Here is a 16,444-nt window from a genome sequence, read left to right on the forward strand (position 1 = left end):
CGGTGAGTTGGCCCAAGTCCGGAACGGCCGAGGTCAGCGTCCCCTCGAGCGGTTTGACGCAGGCCGATGATCTTCCGGTACGCCTCGGCCCGGCCACGAGCAAGAAGCCAGCCGCCTCCGGACAGGCGGCCTCCGGCGAGGTTCGGCTTCAACTGCTGGATCAGGCCACCGCGCAACGCGCCGGAGTCGACGGGCTACTGCTCACCGCGGCGACGGCGTCTCCGGGACAGCGGGCCACGGCTTCACCGACCCCGGCAGGCTCCACCCAGACGCCGTCTCGATCGCAAACGTCTGGCCGACCAGGTAGAGCAATACTGGAGGTCGACTACTCGCGGTTCCGGTACGCGGGAGGTGGTGACTGGGCTTCCCGGCTTCGGTTGGTCCGGCTGCCGGCGTGCGCGCTGACGAACCCGGGGCGGCCCGAGTGCCGGACGCAGACGCCGTTGGCATCGACCAACGACGTCGCCGGCGGCAAGGTCACGGCGCAGGTCGCCGTTCCGGCCGCGCAGGCAGCCTCGGGGGAGTCCGGCGTCGTCGCCCTGGCGGCCGGCGCGTCCGGCTCGGCGGGCAGCTTCGCGGCGACGCCGCTCGCACCGTCCTCGACGTGGCAGGTGGGTGCGCAGACCGGAAACTTCTCCTGGTCGTACCCCCTGCGGATGCCGCCGTCGCTGGGCGGGCCGGTGCCGCAGATCACCCTCGGCTACTCCTCCAGCGCGGTGGACGGCCAGACCGCGTCCACCAACAACCAGCCGTCGTGGATCGGCACGGGCTTCGACTTCTGGCCCGGTTACATCGAGCGCCGCTACCGGTCCTGCGGCGACGACTCCAGCCTGTCCCCGAAACGCCAGGACCTGTGCTGGCGGTACGACAACGCCACCATGTCGCTGAACGGGCGGTCCACCGAGCTGATCCGCGACGACGCCAGCGGTGTCTGGAAGCCGAAGGACGACGACGGATCGAAGGTCGAGAAGCTGACCGGCGCGTCCAACGGCGACGACGGCGACAGCGGGGACAAGGGCGAGCACTGGCGGATCACCACCCCCGACGGCACGCAGTACTACTTCGGCCTGAACCACCTTCCCGGGTGGACGAGCGGCAAGGACTCCACCAACTCGGCATGGACGGTGCCCGTCTTCGGCAACGACGACAAGGAACCGTGCCACAAGACCGGTACCGACGCCGCCGACACGTTCGACAAGTCCTCGTGCCAGCAGGCGTGGCGCTGGAACCTCGACTACGTCGTCGATCCACACGGCAACACGATGACCTACTGGTACACGCCCGAGACCAACTACTACGAGCGGAACCTGAAGTCCACCGGCGTCGCCTACACGCGGGGCGGAACGCTCGACCGGATCGACTACGGCCAGCGCAAGGACACCCTCTTCACCGCGAAGGCGCCCTCCCAGGTCGTCTTCACCACCGGTGAGCGCTGCTTCCCGACCGGGAGCATCACCTGTTCCGACGCCCAGTTCACCACCGCGAACGCCAAGTACTGGCCCGACGTCCCCGTCGACCAGAACTGCAAGTCCGGTGACTCCTGCGCGAACAAGAACACCCCGACCTTCTGGACCCGCAAGCGGCTGACCGCCGTCTCCACGCAGATCTGGAACGGCACCAAGTACGACCCGGTCGACGGCTGGACGCTGCGCCAGGAGATGAAGGACCCGGGCGACGGCACCTCGGCGGGGCTCTGGCTGGACGGGATCACTCATGCCGGGAAGGTCAACGGTGACGCCGCGCTGCCCGAGGTGACGTTCGAACCCACCAAGCTGCCCAACCGAGTGGATCCCAAACAGGGACCACAGATGATCAAGTTCCGGGTCGCGTCCATCACGTCGGAGTCCGGCGGCGTCACGTCGGTGAACTACATGCCGGCCGAGTGCACGCAGAGCAACCTGCCCGCAGCCGAGGACAAGAACGACAAGCGCTGCTTCCCGCTCTACTGGACGCCCGAAGGCGCGACCAGCCAGAAGCTGGAGTACTTCCAGAAGTATCCGGTCGCCTCCGTCGTCAACGACCCGCGCGTCTCCGGGACTCCGCCGGTCGTGACCACCTACACCTACGTCGGCGCGCCGGCCTGGCACCACGACGACGATGACGGCCTCGTGGAGGAGAAGTACAAGACCTGGTCCCAGTGGCGCGGCTATGCCAAGGTCAAGGTCACCACCGGCCGCGACGGCGACACCCAGTCGCAGACAGAGTCCCTGTTCTACCGCGGCATGGACGGCGACGAGCTGAAGGACTCGGGCGGCAAGCCGACCGGCCGCCGCGATGTCACCATCACCGACTCCGAAGGCCACGCGGTCCCCGACTCCGACGTCCTCGAGGGCCAGGTACGCGAGGAGATCGTCTACGACAAGCCGGGCGGGCAGATCCAGTCGGCCACGGTTAACACGCCATGGGTGAGCGACCCAACGGCCAAGCGCGTCAAGTCCTGGGGAACCACAACCGCCGCGATGGTCCGGTCGGGCACGGTCGCGGACCGTACGCTCCTCGGCGACGGCACGTGGCGGCGGACCCAGGCGGTCACCCACTATGACGACCACGGCCTGGCCGTCGAGACCGAGGACGAAGGCGACCTCTCCAAGTCGGACGACGAGACCTGCACACGCACCACATACGCCCGCAACGAGGGCGCGTGGATGCTCAACTACGTCAGCCGGGAGCTAACCGCGTCCGCGGCCTGCCCTGCATCGGATGCAGGCCTGCCCAACGACAAGCTCACCTCCGGGGTGCAGAACCTCTTCGACCACAAGGACTTCGGCGACGCGCCGTCTCTGGGAGACGTGACGGAGAGCAAACGACTCACGGGCTTCAGCGACGGCTCGCCGGACTGGCAGACCGATACCAAGACCGACTACGACGACTACGGCCGGGTCACCGCCTCGTACGAGGGCGGCAAGACGGACCACAAGACGACGACCGCCTACACCCAGATCTCGGGCGGGGGACTGGTCAACCAGACGGTCGTCACCAATCCGCTCGGGCACACCGAGACCACGACCTACCAGCCGGCGTGGGCCGCGCGCACGTCTGTCACGGACGCCAACGGCAAGAAGTCCGAACAGCAGTACGACCCGCTCGGTCGACTCACCAAGGTATGGCTACCGGGCCGTCCGAGCTCGGATTCACCGCACATGCAGTTCACGTACACCATCAGCAAGGACAAGCCGGCGGTGGTGTCGACGCAGCGGCTGATGGCCGATGGGTCCGCGTACTCGACGTCGTACCAGTTGTTCGACGGGCTGCTGCGCCCGGTCCAGACCCAGGCTCCGGCAAAGGTCGACGGCAGCGGCACCGTGATCGGCCGCATGATCGCCGACACCTTCTACAACTCCAGTGGGCTGGTCACCAAGACCAACGATCCTTATTACAACGCGACCGTGCCGTCCGGGACCCTGTATGCGCCCACCGACAATGAGGTGCCCGGCCAGACCGTGACGACGTACGACGGTCAGGGTCGTCCGACCGTGGAGGCGTTCCAGAAGCTCGGCGTGGAGCAGTGGCGGACGACCACCACCTACACCGGCGACAGCGTCAGCGTGGTGCCGCCCAAGGGCTCGACGCCCACCACGAAGGTCACTGACGCCAAGGGCAGGACCACCGAGCTGCGGCAATACCACGGCAGGACGATCGGTGGCGACTACGACACCACGAAGTACGGCTACGACTCGGCCGGCCGCCTGGCCGACGTCACCGACCCGGCCGGCAACGTCTGGCGCACTCACTACGACCTGCTCGGCCGCAAGACGAAGGTCGAGGACCCCGACAAGGGCGCGACCACCTACACGTACACCGACCTCGACCAGGTCGAGTCCACCGAGGACGCGCGCGGCAAGAAGCTGTTCCACGACTATGACCTGCTCGGCCGCCAGACCGCCGAGCACGCCGACTCCGCCGACGGTCCCAAGCTGGCGGAATGGATCTACGACAAGCTCGGCTCGACGAACGTCTTCGGGCAGGCGGTCTCGGCGATCCGGTATGTCGACGGCGACCCGAACAAGGCGTACCGCACGGACGTCACCGGCTACGACGCGGCCTACCGCCCGACCGGCACTCGCGTGACGATTCCCGATGTCGACGGCAACGGCGCTCTGGCCAAGACGTACGACACCGCGATGTCGTACAACGCCGACGGGTCTATGGCGACGATGACGCTGCCCGCCGTCGGCGGTCTGCCGATGGAGAAGCTGCGTTTCGGCTACGACGACCTCGGTCGCCCCCAGACGTTGAAGGGCACCAGCCCTTACGTCATCGATACCGGTTACGACGGTGTCGGCAACCTCACCACCCAGTTGATGGCGACCACCACCGGCTCGAAGGTGCAGCGCACCTATACGTACGAGACCGGTACCGACCGGCTGAAGAACGTCGTCACCGACCGGGAGAAGACATCGCCGTTGCGGGTGGAGAACACCACCTACGACTACGACGACTCGGGAAACGTCAGGACGATCGCGGACCAGCCCGGAAACGGCCAGCCCGCGGAGACCCAGTGCTTCCAGTACGACTACCTGCAGCGGTTGAGTGACGCCTGGACGGCCAATGACTCCTGCGCGGCTCCGGCCAGTGCGATCACCATCGACAAGACGGGCCCGGCGCCGTACTGGCAGTCCTACGACTACGACCTGACCGGCAACCGCACCAAGCAGACCGATCACAACCTGGACGGCGACACCACCCAGGACACCACGAAGACCTACGCGTATCCGACTGCGGGCGCCAAGCAGCCGCACGCCCTGCAGTCGGTCACCACCGTCACGCCGCCGGTCCCTGGAGGCAGCCCCGGCGGCACCAGCGTCGACTCGTTCAAGTACGACGACACCGGCAACACCACGGTCCGCACGATCGCCGGTGACGACGAGAAGCTCGACTGGGACGCCGAAGGCCACCTCGCCAAGTCGACCAAGGGTGACCAGACCACGTCGTTCGTGTACGACGCCGACGGCGACCGGCTGATCCGCCGCGAGCCCGGCGCGACGACGCTGTACCTCGGCTCGATGGAGCTTCGCCTGGACAGCACCGGTGTGTCGGCGACGCGCTACTACACGCTCGGCGACGACACCGTGGCGGTACGGACGGCGAAGGGCGTGCAGTTCCTCGCCGACGACCAGCACGGCACGGCGACGCGCGTCATCGACTCCGAGACCAACCAGGTCACCAAGCGGTACTTCACCCCGTTCGGGGGCCAGCGCGGAGCCAAGCCGACCGAATGGCCCGGCGAGCGCGGATACCTGGGCGGCACCACCGACTCCACGCTCGGTACTACCCATCTGGGCGCGCGCGAGTACGACACGGACAACGGGCGGTTCCTGTCGGTCGACCCGGTGATCGATAGCAGCGATCCGCAGCAGATGAACGCCTACTCCTACGGCGAGAACAATCCGGAGACCCTCGCTGACCCGAGCGGGATGAAGGTCGACGACTGCGGTATCGGCGGCAATCCCCAATCATGTGCCGGGGCGACGGTCGGCCAGATCCAACACTCGTTCCCGGGCTGGACACCGGCGCACCACACCTACTACGGCGACGCCTACTACCACGAGGGCTACTACTCCAGCGCGGCTGCGGCGGCGCGGCAGCGTGCCGCCCAGTTGGCGGCGCTCAAGCGGCTGTGGGCGGCCCAGCAGAAGAAGATCGAGCTCAAGCGCAAGCTCGCCAGCGCCCTTGGCTCGTTGCTGAAGATCGCGGCCGATGAACTCGGCATCACCGCCGGCATCGACTGTTTCTCCAAGGGCGACATCGGAGCGTGCGGCGAGACCGCCCTGAACGTGCTGGCCAGCTTCGCCGGCGGCTTGCTCGGCAAGTTCGTCGCCAAATACGGCGCCCCGTGGAAGTGGGCCAAGGCCGCCAAGCTCGTCGGCGCGGTTGGCAGACTCGTCGGGACGGTCACCAAGGCCATCAAGGATCTTCTGAAGATCGGCGACGAGGCTGGTGCGGCCGAACGCGCGGTGAAAGCAGCCTGCAACAGCTTTGCGCCCGAGACGCTCGTCCGTCTGGCGAACGGCCGGTCGAAGCCAATCGACAAGGTCAAACCCGGCGACAAGGTCTTGGCAACGGATCCGAAGACGGGTCGAACACGCGCGATGCCTGTGGTCGCCACGATCATCGGCATCGGTCGGAAGGATTTGGTTCGCATCACAGTCGGTGTACCAAAGAATGGAAACGTTAAGCGGCCAAGCGTGATCGTCGCCACCGCTGGTCACCCCTTCTGGTCACCGGCGAAGCGAACCTGGGTCGACGCCTCCGACCTACAGGCCGGTGACACCCTGCAGACCTCGTCTGGAAAGATCACCACGGTCATTGACGCGTGGCGCTACAGCAAGTACCAGCAGGTCAATAACCTGACAGTCGCCAGCATCCACACGTACTATGTACTGGCGAGTTCGACTCCGGTCCTCGTTCACAACGTTAACGAAACCAATTTCTGCAATTTGACGCTCGGGCCCAGCTTGCGAGGGCAAACGGCAGAGGGAGTTGCTGCCGAGCGCGGGGATACCGTTCTCGCACATGAACAGAAGATGATCAACGAATTCGGTGATCGGAATGGCTGCGCTGCCTGTGGTGCCACAGAATCTGGTTACGGGGACGGGCACTGGACTGGTGATCACAACCCGGCGAATAAGCTCGCCCCCAATGGGCCGTGGACTCTATATCCGCACTGCAAGGGATGTTCTAAACAGCAGGGTGGAATCGTGCGATCACTCCTCAAGGAGTACTATGATTTCCCTGTGCAGTAACCGAGCCAGTAGGTGGATCAATGATGCTCTTCGCTTCGTGTACGACGAGATTCGCGCACGGTCTCGTTGTCGCTGCCGCGCCCGGGAGTGTCGACATGCACGCAGGTTGGGACTCCGCGACTGATGTAGTTCACGGTGGTGTGGACTCCTTGTTCATCTCGGTCCAACAAGCTGCCAGTGGCCCGGTGTCGGTCCAATGCGTGCAGGGGCCTTACCGGCCGAGCGGAAAAGTCCTTGTGTACTCAGGGAATCTGATCCTACCTAGGGCGTCCCTCGAAATTTCGGATCCAAATGAATCAGTGAGGTTGCTGATTCCTGTTCCGAATGTAGAGAATCGGGTCGATGTCTACGGAGACGGCACCGATGAGCCTGATGAGGTAGTGATCGTTCTTACGGGCGATGAGTCGTGGTGATCCATAAGCTCTGACGGAAGTGGGTGATCTGGTAGGGCGGCCGTAGCTATTCAGCCTGATTTATATTTGGTTTTGGGGTGCCTGTTAGTGGATGGTGTCGAGGTCGCGCTCGCCGAGCTTGTCGGCTGTCCGGTGACGGGTATCGGGCGGGCAGCCGCAATGGGTGTTTTCACCTTCGGTCCCGTCCGCGACGCCATGCAAGACCCAGATGCGGGGCGGACGCCGACGATCAGACTGCACATCCAGTGTTCTTTCCGGCTCGTGCGTGCGGGCAAGATTCTTCTCGGTTCCGACGACATGAATTGGCCGGAGGATCGAGCGATCGATCCGGCTGGCGCTATGGAATCGTTTCGAACGATGTACGATCGCGGAGCGAAGCGGCTCGAGTCGGCCCTGGAGTCCACGATGTTCATGGTGAACGACTGTACGGTCGGCGAAGCAGGTATGGTAACGGTCCAAATGTCTCATGGGATTTCGCTGGAGCTGTTCCCTGCAGTCTCCGGCAGAGTCGAAAGCTGGCGGCTGGTAGTAGAAGGCGGAGATCACTACGTCTATTGCGGTGGCTGATTTATTGACTGCAAGACCCGATTGTTCGGGGATCAACGTCATGTAGAGATTAAGTGGCCGAGCTTTCGAATCTCGATACTTCCGCAGCTGCGACATCCTGGCGTCCACTCCTTGTCTCGCCTTGTGCTGGGTGTCATGGAGTTCTTTCCCGACTCAATATGGACTGGTAAAATTGGGTCTCGATTTGAAGGCTCTTCGCCCAGAATCCATCCGTGTACTCAAAGATGCCGGATGGAGTGACTCTCGACGTGTTCCGACATGGAAGTGGATGTCGGCATTAACCATCGAAGGATACGAAGACTTCGCTGTGGCGCGTAACGTATTGGCGGAGCTCGGTGATCTAACCGTTTGGGCTGGCAAGTCGAGAGGGCCTAACTATCCGAACGGTGAAATGATTTTCGATCCTTTATTGGCCGCCTGGGACGATTTTGATCGAGTCTTTGCTGCAATCGAGGTTTCTCAAACAAGCATATTTCCGTTGGGGTTGTGGAGGAATGATATGACTCCCTTGATAACTCCCAAAGGAGAGGTCTTCGCGGTCGGCGTTTTTGGGGTATGGCGAGTCGGTAGCGTTGAGGAATTTATTAATGCGATCGTCTATGCCGATCGACCAATTCAAGTCTTGTCGAGGTGAACCTATCTGTCGGCCAGCATGAGTTTCGTCCTCTCCAGGTGTGCTTCTGAATAGCGTTTGCCTGGATTTCAGAGTCCTTACCGCAGTTCTATGGGAGACCTGGTTCGTTGGTCTGCGGGTTGGAGTTATTCTGGGTGGATGAAGATCTTGTACGCCTCGCCGACGTATAAGAAACAGGTTCAGGCCGTAAGCGCGAGGAATTCGCGGGCGGCTGCGAGGTTCCGATAGGGGACGAGGCGGCTGCGGAAGTCGGCGAGCGCGCCGGAAGGTCGTGCGGAGTCGACGCCGCCGCTTTGCTCGTAGGCTTGGCGGGCGATATCGCAGGCCTCGTCGATCTGGCCAAGGGTCAAGTGAGCGTCGGCGGCGCGGGCGAGGAACAAAGCGTTGTCGCGGATATAGCCGTCGGCAGCGTGGTCGGCGGCTCGGGCGTGATCGAAGAACCGCAATGCCTGCCGTGCGTCACCTAGATCGAGGGCGCAGGATCCGGCGAGCATTTCGATCTCGGCCTCGGTGACCCAGTAGGCCCACGGCGGGTCGTCATCGCGCCGTCCCTCCGCGAGGGCATCGCGTGCTTTGTTGAGTTCTCGGGTACAGGCGATGCGACCATAAGGGGCCTTGGACCATGCGCGGGCGGCGCGGGCGTGCAGGATCGAGCGGACAAGTGGCGTAGAACGATGGCGGAGTTGGTCTTGGGCGGTCTGGACAAGGTTGACGGCGTCTTGTGGATTGCCGACCGAATACGTCTGGATCGCCATGAACGCCAGTACATTCGCGCCGACCGCTCGATCGCCGGCGGTGGCCGACGCGCGTAGGGCGGTGACGTAGTACTTCTGGGCCGCGGCGTGTAGACCTTGATCGAAGTGCAACCAGCCGCAAATCCGTCCGGCCTCGCTCAGAGTGGCGAACAGTCGTCGCCCGGTGGCCTGGTCGTAGGAGGTCTCATCGGCGAGTTTGCTGACCAACTGAAATTCGGCGATCGCAATAGGGCGTAGGTCCCCGCCGCCGAGGGCGTCGTCCAAGTGCCGCAGGTGATTCAGGCGGCGCTCTAGATGGGTGACCATCGTCATATCCAAGCGGCGCCGTCCAGCGGACGAGGCGGCGGGTACTTGGTCGAGCGATCCGGTCCAGTCTGCGGCGATCGCGGCGAGCGTCGTTCCGGTGGCGATCAAGAACCCGCGTCGATCCACGGAGCCTCCTCGCGCGGTGGCGGTCATCGACGTCACCGTACCCATGGGTGTCCAGGGTGTGGCAAGAACGGCGTCGTCGCCGTCGAACGCCAGGCGCAGCCAGTCCGGCCAACTGAGTTCTCGTACCGAGACGGGGGAGACGTTGTGGAGATCGGCCATGGCCAGTTGTGCGGACAACTCGGGGGCGCAGACACCGGCCTCCCAGCGGGCGACCTTCTCCCGCCGGGTGGCCATTGCTCCGTGGCCGAGCGAGCGGTGGTGGGCGTCCAAACGCCTCAAGTACTCCGTGGCGGATAGCCCGAGTTGGGCACGTAGCGCTGCCAGTGGGTGGCGGAACGGCGTATCACTCATCACGGCCCCCGACGCCGAGACCATTGTTTGTGCGACCACCGTAGCCGTCTCCATCGCAGGTGAAGGCGCTATTACGAAGGGTCGGCAACACCCAGGCAACGCTCGACCTCTGGCCCCAGATGAGTGTTGGCTGCTGCCATTGTGACGCTAGAGATTGATTCGATCACAAATAGTGATCGAGATCAGAGTGTTGGCAGAGGCGGTGGTTCGACGTGTCAAATCAACCCAAACTGGGACGCGCCCGGCTCGTTCCTGGCAGCTGTGATGAGGCGCGCTGCCCAAGGGCGGCGGTCGCATGATGCCGGTCCAAGCGTTCTTCCCCGCCAAGCAGCACGAGGCGGTGACGCTGGCTGCCACCTCGAATGCCGTTCCGCTGGCCCGGCGGCTCGTCGCTGAAGTGACCCGCCACTGGCGGCTCCCTACCGATCTCCGGGAGAACGCTGAGTTCATTATGAGCGAGCTCTGGAAATCATCGACTTCCTTTGTCATCGGTGGGACGCCGTTCGCTGCCGCAACGGCGGCAAGCTCGTCTGGGCCGAACAATGAATGTCGTGAGGACTATGGGCCGCGAGTCGATCACTGCAAGCACTCCCCGATCGAGGAGGGTGATCCGCTGGCTCCTGCGATGCGCGGACAGTGGGTGGGCAGTCGCTGATCGGGGCGAGGTCCTTGCTTAGATGGTCGTAAGTCGCTCTCCGCGAGTCGCTATGCCAGCCATTCGGCGGTGGGCCAGGTTTCGCGGTGCCAGGCGCTGTCCCAGAACATCCATTCGTACTCGGTGGCGCGGAAGAAGGCGCGGGCCATGGCCTCGCGGGTGGCGTCGTCGGTGGTGGCCGCGAGGCGGTCGGTGATGTTCTTGGCGCGTTCGGTCGATTCGGCGAAGGCCGGGTCGGAGTAGGTCGCGATCCAAGCGCGATAAGGATGGTCCTCGACACCTGCCGTGTTCTCCAGCAGGGTCGTGCCGACGTCCTGGTAGACCCAGAAGCAGGGGAGTACCGCCGCCGCGAGCACCGGGTACGGGTCGGCGAGGGCCGTCGCCTGCAGGAACGACGAATAGCCGAGGCAGGTGGGGGAGGTGCCGATGCCCGCGAGGTCGTCGGCGGTCAGGCCGAACTCCTCGATGTAGCCGGCGTGCAGCGTACGCTCCGCCGCCAGCGCGGCGTGCGCGCTCTCGGCAAAGAAGACCGCGTCCTCGGTGTCGGTGGCCCGCGCGGACGCGAGCGCGAGCGCCCGGGAGAACGCCTCCAGGTAGCGGGCGTCCTGCACGATGTAGAACGCGAACCGCTCACGGTCGAGCGTGCCGGCGCTGAGGGCGGTGTTGAACGGGTGCTCGTGGATCGCGCGGATCAGGCGGGCCGAGCGCTTCCACACGTCGTCGCAGAACATCGGATCCTCTCAGCGGTCACCGGACGGCGAGGAGCGGACGTTCGAGCAACACCAGGAGAGCTCCGGTCACCGGTGACGTCCCTTCGCTAGTCCTAGCTAGATCAGGTTCGACGGGTGTGATCTCAGCCCGGAAAGGCTCCGGGCACCCCGCGTCACCGCCGACCGTAACAACAACCGGCCGGTCATGACCAGCCGTGGCGGCGGCCTCGCGGACCGGGTGTCACGCGGATCGCCGGCGGTCACGTTCGGACGGTCTGGATCCGCGCGGTCGCGGTCGCCGTGGCGACCGGCCTGCCGTCGGGATCGAGGAGCTCGCTGGCCAGAAAGCAGACGTCCCTGCCGCGCTGCACGACACGTCCTCGCCCCACCAGCCGCCCGGGGCGGGCGGGCCGAAGGAACTGAACGTGCAGATCCAGGGTTGGCGCGAACTGATCCTCGGGGAGCGTCGCCACCAGCGCCGGCCCCATGGTGTCATCGAGCATGGCGGCCAGGAACCCGCCCTGGATGACACCGACAGGGTTCGCGAACCGCGCGCTCGCCTGAAACGCCACCTCGATGGTGCCGCGCTCGGGGTCCAGTTCGACGAGCTCCCAGCCCAGAAGCGACGCGGCGGGCGGCGGGGGAACCCGCCCCGCCAGCACATCCCAGAACAACCCTCGTTGGTTCGTCTCGGGCTCCATGCCCGCATTGAACAGGGGCGCACCGACAACCTCGGCGCGACGTCCGAGAGCAGTCGTCCTCAGAGGCCCTTCTTGTACCAGTCGTCGCCATCGGCCCGGCGCTCGAGGTAGTCCTGCAACGACCGGGCGACCCACCTGCGTTCGTCGGTCTCGTGGTCCCACACGAACAGGTCATCGGGCCGTCCGGCCGGGACCCGGACGTAGGCGAACCGATCCCCACCACCGTCGTCCGCCATGAACATGAGCTGGCCGAACGACATGTACAGCAGGGCGAAGTCCGCGCTCTCCCGGAACTCGGTGTTCTGCTCGATGATCTCCTGAAGCGACCACACCAGCCCGGATCCGTAGTCGGCCCGCACGCCGTCGGTCTCCCGCAGCAGCCGCCGCAGCTCCTCCGGAACCGGCTGTCCCAATCGCCGCTCGATCTGATCGATGTCCGTGTCGGACGCGGGATCGGCGAACTCGGCGTCGTCGTACAGCCGCTCGATCAGGTCTCGCCACATCCCAGGCTCTCTCGCTGTCCGCAGGAACGTCGATCAGAACCTAGCGTGGCAGCTCGATCCGGTACTGGATGAAGCCGCGGTTCTCGGCCACCTTGTCGTACAGGCGCCGCGCCGTCGTGTTCGACTCGTGGGTGTGCCAGTACACCCGGGCGCAGTCGTGGGCCTTGGCCCAGTCGGTTACCGCCGAGATCAGGGCACGTCCCACGCCCAAACCCCGGGCGTCCGGTGCGGTGAACAGGTCCTGCAGGTAGCAGACGTCGGCGTCGGGTATCGACGTGCTGGCGTGAACGAGGAAGTGCACGATGCCGACGAGCCGGCCGTCCAGCGTCGCGCCGAGGGCGTGCAGGCGCGTGTCCGCCAGGAACTCGTTCCACGCCCGCTCGTACATCTCCGCGGGTTCCACCCGCTCGTAGAAGTCGATGTAACCGCGGAACAGGTCCTCCCAGGTGTCCCTGTCGGACGGAACGAGCTTCCGGATGGTGATCATCGATGTCTCCTGGCGGGGCGAGCGAGCCGAACGTCGACGGACGCTCCCCACGTACGGGCTGGTCGGCGAGGACGGGTTCAGGCATCCGAGCGTAGGGACGAGTGCTCTTCCGGGAGAACGGCCACTTCACGGCGAAAGGGAAGGACCAGTAGCGGCCCCCCGGAGGCCGTCGCCGGAGGTGGGGCTGTCCGTACGGGCGGATCGGGGGCTGGCGGCAGTGTCCCGGGCGCCGGTGCGGCCGTAGCGTGGGCTGCCGAGCAGAGATCGGGAGCCGGCGCGTCCACGCTGCCGATCACTGGGTGACGCGGAGGGAACAGGCCGGAGTGTCGATGCACCGATTCGGACTCGTCCGAGCGGCGAACGCTGCGGCGTACCTGCGGGGATTCGTCCTTTCGGGAATCGCCACCGTGCTCGTGACCCGGGCCTCCCTGGCGCAGGCCGGCTATCCCAAGGTCGGCAGCGGGAATCTGCACATCGCCCACGCCCTGTGGGGTGGCCTGCTGATGGCGGCGGGCGTGGTCATCGCCGTCGTCTTCCTCGGCCGGCCGGCGCGAATGTGGGCCACTGTGGTGGGCGGCGTGGGCTTCGGCCTGTTCATCGACGAGATCGGCAAGCTGGTCCACAAGACCGGCTACTTCTACCGACCGGCCGCAGGGCTCATCTACCTCACCTTCACCCTGCTCGCCGTCCTCACCCAGCGGGCGGGCGGACGGACATTGCTCACCCCGCGCGAGCGTACGGTCAACGCCGCCTCCGCGGCGCTGGCCGGGATAACGTCAGGGCTGACGCCGGAGGAGCGCCGTGCGGCGGTACGCCTGATCGAGGAGGTGGACGGCGAGGCCCAGGCCGCCCTGCTGCACCTCCTCGCGGCGGCACCCGACCGGCGGCCCGCCACCCCGCGCCCGGTGCGTACGGCGGTGGCCCGTGCCCGTACCGTCGCCGGGCGGCTGGCCGCGCACCGCATGGTTCTCCGCGTCGCCGTCTGCTACCTCGTGGCCCAGGGGGCCCTGACCATGGCCGGAGTGATCGCCGATGACGCCATCGTGACTCGTGCCGGAGAACGGGAGACAGGCGCGGTGGCGGCCGTCGCCTGCTGCGCGGTCGTGTCGACGGTTCTGGGCGCGTACGGCCTGGCGCGGCTGCGCCGCGATCGTACGGCGGCGTTCCGGGTGTTCAACGCCGTAGTGCTGCTGGACATCCTCGCCGGGCAGGTCTTCAAGTTCACGATCAACCAGTTCGCCGCGTTGTCCGGCCTGGCCATCGACCTGCTCGTCGCGTGGATCATCGCGACCGAACTCCGCCGCCTCAGGCCCGGCTCTCCTCGTCGCGTCCCTGCCGCGGATCGCCGCTGACGGGTCAGCGGTCGGGAGTCGGTGACCAGAGGCCGGCGGCGGTGTCGTTGTCGACGTGCCGGCGGTAGACCGTGACCTTGCCGTGGATGACCTCGAGGCTCTCGGCCAGCTCTGCGATCTTGGCGCGGACGGTGCGCTCGTGCTCCTCGAGCAGGGCCAGCCGCTCTCGCTCGTTGCCGGGGCCGGAGCGTACAAGCTCGGCGAACCGCCTCATCGTGGCGATCGACATGCCGGAGTCGCGGAGCCTGTTGCACAGGAGCAGCCACTCGACGTCGGCGGGGTCGTAGATCCGCTGGCCGCCCGCCGACCGGCGGATCGGGCGGAGAAAGAGACCTTCGCGTTCGAAGAACCGGAGGCCGTGCACGCTGAGCCCGGTCTTGTCCGCGACCTGCCCGATCGACAGCCCTTCCGCATGCCTCGTCACGGCACCGAGCGTACAGCTTGACCTAGAGAACACTCTAGGTTTTAGCGTCCTGAGCCATGGCAGCGAAACAGCAGAGGATCGGCAGTGGATTCGGCGCGCAGAGCACGGCGGAGGAGGTTCTGACCGGGGTCGACCTGTGGGGCCGGACGGCTCTGGTCACCGGTGGGTACTCCGGCCTGGGGCTGGAGACCACTCGCGCCCTCACCCGGGCGGGAGCGCACGTCATCGTCCCCGCCCGCCGGCGGGCCACGGCGGAGGAGACCCTCCGCGACGTCCCCGGCACCGAGGTCCACGAACTCGACCTGGCGGACCTGGAGAGCGTCCGGGTCTTCTCCGGCCGGATCCTGGAGACGGGCCGCACACTCGACATCGTCATCGCCGGCGCGGGCATCATGGCCTGCCCGGAGACGCGCGTCGGCCCGGCCTGGGAGGCGCACTTCGCGACCAACCACCTTGGCCACTTCGCCCTGGTCAACCGGCTCCGCCCGGCGCTGGCCCCCGGCCGGGCGAGGGTCGTCTCGGTGTCCTCGGCGGGGCACTTCCTGTCGCCCATCCGCTGGGACGACCTCCACTTCCGCACGGGCTACGACGGGTGGCTGGCGTACGCGCAGTCGAAGACCGCGAACGCCCTGTTCGCCGTGCATCTCGACACGCTCGGGGCGGCCGACGGGCTGCGATCCTTCGCGGTGCACCCCGGCAGCATCCTGACTCCGCTGCAGCGGCACGTCCCTCGTGCCGAGCAGATCGCCCAGGGATGGATCGACGCGGAGGGCCGGCCGGCGGCCGGGTTCAAGACTCCGGCACAGGGGGCCGCGACGGCCATATGGGCGGCGACGTCGCCGCTGCTCGACGCCCACGGTGGGGCGTACTGCCAGGACTGCGACATCGCCGAGCCCGCCACCACGGACGACATGCTCATCGGCGGTGTCAAGCCCTGGGCGGTCGACGCGGACGAGGCCGCCCGGCTCTGGGAGCTGTCCGCCGAGCTCACCGGCGTCGACGCGTACTCCTGAGGGACGGTGTGCTTCACTGCGCGGGTGATCGAGTACGAGGTGCTGCATGTGTTCTGCGGGCCCGACGGCAAGCATGGCAACGAGCTCGGGGTCGTCCGCGACGGGGCCGCCGTCCCGACCGAGGCCGAGCGCCAGGCCTTCGCGCGGAAGCTCGGCTTCAGCGAGACGGTGTTCGTCGACGACCCCGAGCGCGGTGTCATCGACATCTATACACCGACGCTGCGGCTGCCGTTCGCGGGATATCCGTGTGTCGGGACGGCATGGCTGCTCGGCCTGCCCGCGCTGATCACCCCGGCGGGACGCGTCCGGGCCCGCCGTGACGGAGAGTGGGCGTGGATCGAGGCGCGGGCGGAGTGGGCGCTGCCACGCACCCTGCGGCAGTACGGTTCGGCCGCCGAGGTCGACGCGCTGCCCGTGCCGCCACCCGGGGAGTGGATCTACGCGTGGGCGTGGCAGGACGAGACGGCCGGGCAGGTGCGGGCGCGCGCCTTCCCCGGGCGCGATGACGGTATCGCCGAGGACGAGGCGACCGGCGCGGCGGCACTGCTGCTGACCGCCCGCCTCGGCCGCGCCCTGACCATCACGCAGGGACGCGGCTCCCAGCTCCTGACGAGACCGGCGCCGGACGGCCTGATCGAGGTGGGTGGCCGCGTTCGCCCCGCCGAGCGGCAGTGAGTTCGACGTGTGAAACCGCCGCTCCGCCC

Annotated in this window: 13 protein-coding genes and 1 riboswitch; of the genes, 7 read left to right on the plus strand and 6 right to left on the minus strand. The window is 66.4% G+C overall.

From position 1 onward, the window contains the following. Positions 1 to 443: 443 nt before the first annotated feature. The 3 genes from ABEA24_RS39765 to ABEA24_RS39775 all read left to right on the plus strand — a co-directional run bounded on the left by ABEA24_RS39765 (position 444) and on the right by ABEA24_RS39775 (position 8,357). Positions 444 to 6,743 carry a polymorphic toxin-type HINT domain-containing protein gene (locus tag ABEA24_RS39765; RefSeq protein ID WP_345438309.1) on the plus strand — a complete coding sequence of 2,100 codons (6,300 nt, stop codon included), beginning with the start codon at positions 444 to 446 and terminating at the stop codon, positions 6,741 to 6,743. A 500-nt stretch (positions 6,744 to 7,243) separates the two neighbouring features. Then, positions 7,244 to 7,723 (plus strand): hypothetical protein, encoded by a 480-nt coding sequence (locus ABEA24_RS39770; protein ID WP_345438311.1) that lies wholly within the window; start codon positions 7,244 to 7,246, stop codon positions 7,721 to 7,723. A 172-nt stretch (positions 7,724 to 7,895) separates the two neighbouring features. Continuing rightward, on the plus strand, positions 7,896 to 8,357 hold the full coding sequence (locus tag ABEA24_RS39775; RefSeq protein WP_345438313.1) for an SUKH-3 domain-containing protein: 462 nt from the start codon (positions 7,896 to 7,898) through the stop codon (positions 8,355 to 8,357). Between the two features lie 179 nt (positions 8,358 to 8,536). Here the strand turns inward: ABEA24_RS39775 and ABEA24_RS39780 are convergent, their stop codons facing one another. After that, positions 8,537 to 9,949, minus strand: coding sequence for an NsdA family TPR-like regulatory protein (locus tag ABEA24_RS39780; protein ID WP_486303932.1), 1,413 nt, complete (start codon positions 9,947 to 9,949; stop codon positions 8,537 to 8,539). Between the two features lie 241 nt (positions 9,950 to 10,190). Here ABEA24_RS39780 and ABEA24_RS39785 point away from each other — a divergent pair, with 241 nt between their 5' ends. Beyond that, positions 10,191 to 10,550, plus strand: coding sequence for a hypothetical protein (locus ABEA24_RS39785; protein ID WP_345438317.1), 360 nt, complete (start codon positions 10,191 to 10,193; stop codon positions 10,548 to 10,550). 50 nt (positions 10,551 to 10,600) lie between these two features. On the opposite strand, the gene tenA is transcribed toward ABEA24_RS39785, so the two are convergent. The 4 genes from tenA to ABEA24_RS39805 all read right to left on the minus strand — a co-directional run bounded on the left by tenA (position 10,601) and on the right by ABEA24_RS39805 (position 12,951). Then, a complete protein-coding gene (tenA, locus tag ABEA24_RS39790; RefSeq protein ID WP_345438319.1) occupies positions 10,601 to 11,281 on the minus strand; it encodes a thiaminase II in 681 nt (226 codons plus the stop codon). Positions 11,282 to 11,342: 61 nt separating this feature from the next. Continuing rightward, positions 11,343 to 11,441, minus strand: a riboswitch (TPP riboswitch). A gap of 79 nt (positions 11,442 to 11,520) precedes the next feature. Beyond that, entirely contained in the window at positions 11,521 to 11,961 is a 441-nt protein-coding gene (locus tag ABEA24_RS39795) for a PaaI family thioesterase (RefSeq protein WP_345438321.1), read from the minus strand. A 59-nt stretch (positions 11,962 to 12,020) separates the two neighbouring features. Next, positions 12,021 to 12,464: an SMI1/KNR4 family protein gene (locus ABEA24_RS39800; RefSeq protein WP_345438323.1), complete on the minus strand. Its 444-nt coding sequence runs from the start codon at positions 12,462 to 12,464 to the stop codon at positions 12,021 to 12,023. Positions 12,465 to 12,504: 40 nt separating this feature from the next. Then, positions 12,505 to 12,951: a GNAT family N-acetyltransferase gene (locus ABEA24_RS39805; protein WP_345438325.1), complete on the minus strand. Its 447-nt coding sequence runs from the start codon at positions 12,949 to 12,951 to the stop codon at positions 12,505 to 12,507. A 329-nt stretch (positions 12,952 to 13,280) separates the two neighbouring features. On the opposite strand from ABEA24_RS39805, the gene ABEA24_RS39810 reads away from it, so the two are divergent. Further along, positions 13,281 to 14,303, plus strand: a complete 1,023-nt coding sequence (locus ABEA24_RS39810) for a hypothetical protein (RefSeq protein ID WP_345438327.1) — start codon at positions 13,281 to 13,283, stop codon at positions 14,301 to 14,303. A 4-nt stretch (positions 14,304 to 14,307) separates the two neighbouring features. Here ABEA24_RS39810 and ABEA24_RS39815 read toward each other — a convergent pair whose 3' ends face one another. Continuing rightward, positions 14,308 to 14,727, minus strand: coding sequence for a MerR family transcriptional regulator (locus ABEA24_RS39815; protein ID WP_345438329.1), 420 nt, complete (start codon positions 14,725 to 14,727; stop codon positions 14,308 to 14,310). Positions 14,728 to 14,783: 56 nt separating this feature from the next. On the opposite strand from ABEA24_RS39815, the gene ABEA24_RS39820 reads away from it, so the two are divergent. Together ABEA24_RS39820 and ABEA24_RS39825 are read left to right on the plus strand one after the other, a co-directional pair. Continuing rightward, the gene (locus ABEA24_RS39820) at positions 14,784 to 15,740 is read left to right on the plus strand and encodes an SDR family NAD(P)-dependent oxidoreductase (RefSeq protein ID WP_345438331.1); all 957 of its coding nucleotides are present in this window, start codon (positions 14,784 to 14,786) and stop codon (positions 15,738 to 15,740) included. Between the two features lie 24 nt (positions 15,741 to 15,764). Beyond that, complete coding sequence (locus ABEA24_RS39825; RefSeq protein ID WP_345438333.1) at positions 15,765 to 16,415, plus strand: PhzF family phenazine biosynthesis protein; 651 nt, start codon at positions 15,765 to 15,767, stop codon at positions 16,413 to 16,415. Positions 16,416 to 16,444: the final 29 nt, after the last annotated feature.

Source organism: Actinoallomurus vinaceus (genome assembly GCF_039542055.1).
GTDB lineage: Bacteria > Actinomycetota > Actinomycetes > Streptosporangiales > Streptosporangiaceae > Actinoallomurus > Actinoallomurus vinaceus.

Coding starts and splice junctions, on each gene's coding strand:
- ABEA24_RS39780 (WP_486303932.1), bottom strand. CDS start 9,949: ATGGAGACGGCTACGGTGGTCGCACAAACAATGGTCTCGGCGTCGGGG.
- ABEA24_RS39785 (WP_345438317.1), top strand. CDS start 10,191: ATGATGCCGGTCCAAGCGTTCTTCCCCGCCAAGCAGCACGAGGCGGTG.
- tenA (WP_345438319.1), bottom strand. CDS start 11,281: ATGTTCTGCGACGACGTGTGGAAGCGCTCGGCCCGCCTGATCCGCGCG.
- ABEA24_RS39795 (WP_345438321.1), bottom strand. CDS start 11,961: ATGGAGCCCGAGACGAACCAACGAGGGTTGTTCTGGGATGTGCTGGCG.
- ABEA24_RS39800 (WP_345438323.1), bottom strand. CDS start 12,464: ATGTGGCGAGACCTGATCGAGCGGCTGTACGACGACGCCGAGTTCGCC.
- ABEA24_RS39805 (WP_345438325.1), bottom strand. CDS start 12,951: ATGATCACCATCCGGAAGCTCGTTCCGTCCGACAGGGACACCTGGGAG.
- ABEA24_RS39810 (WP_345438327.1), top strand. CDS start 13,281: ATGCACCGATTCGGACTCGTCCGAGCGGCGAACGCTGCGGCGTACCTG.
- ABEA24_RS39820 (WP_345438331.1), top strand. CDS start 14,784: ATGGCAGCGAAACAGCAGAGGATCGGCAGTGGATTCGGCGCGCAGAGC.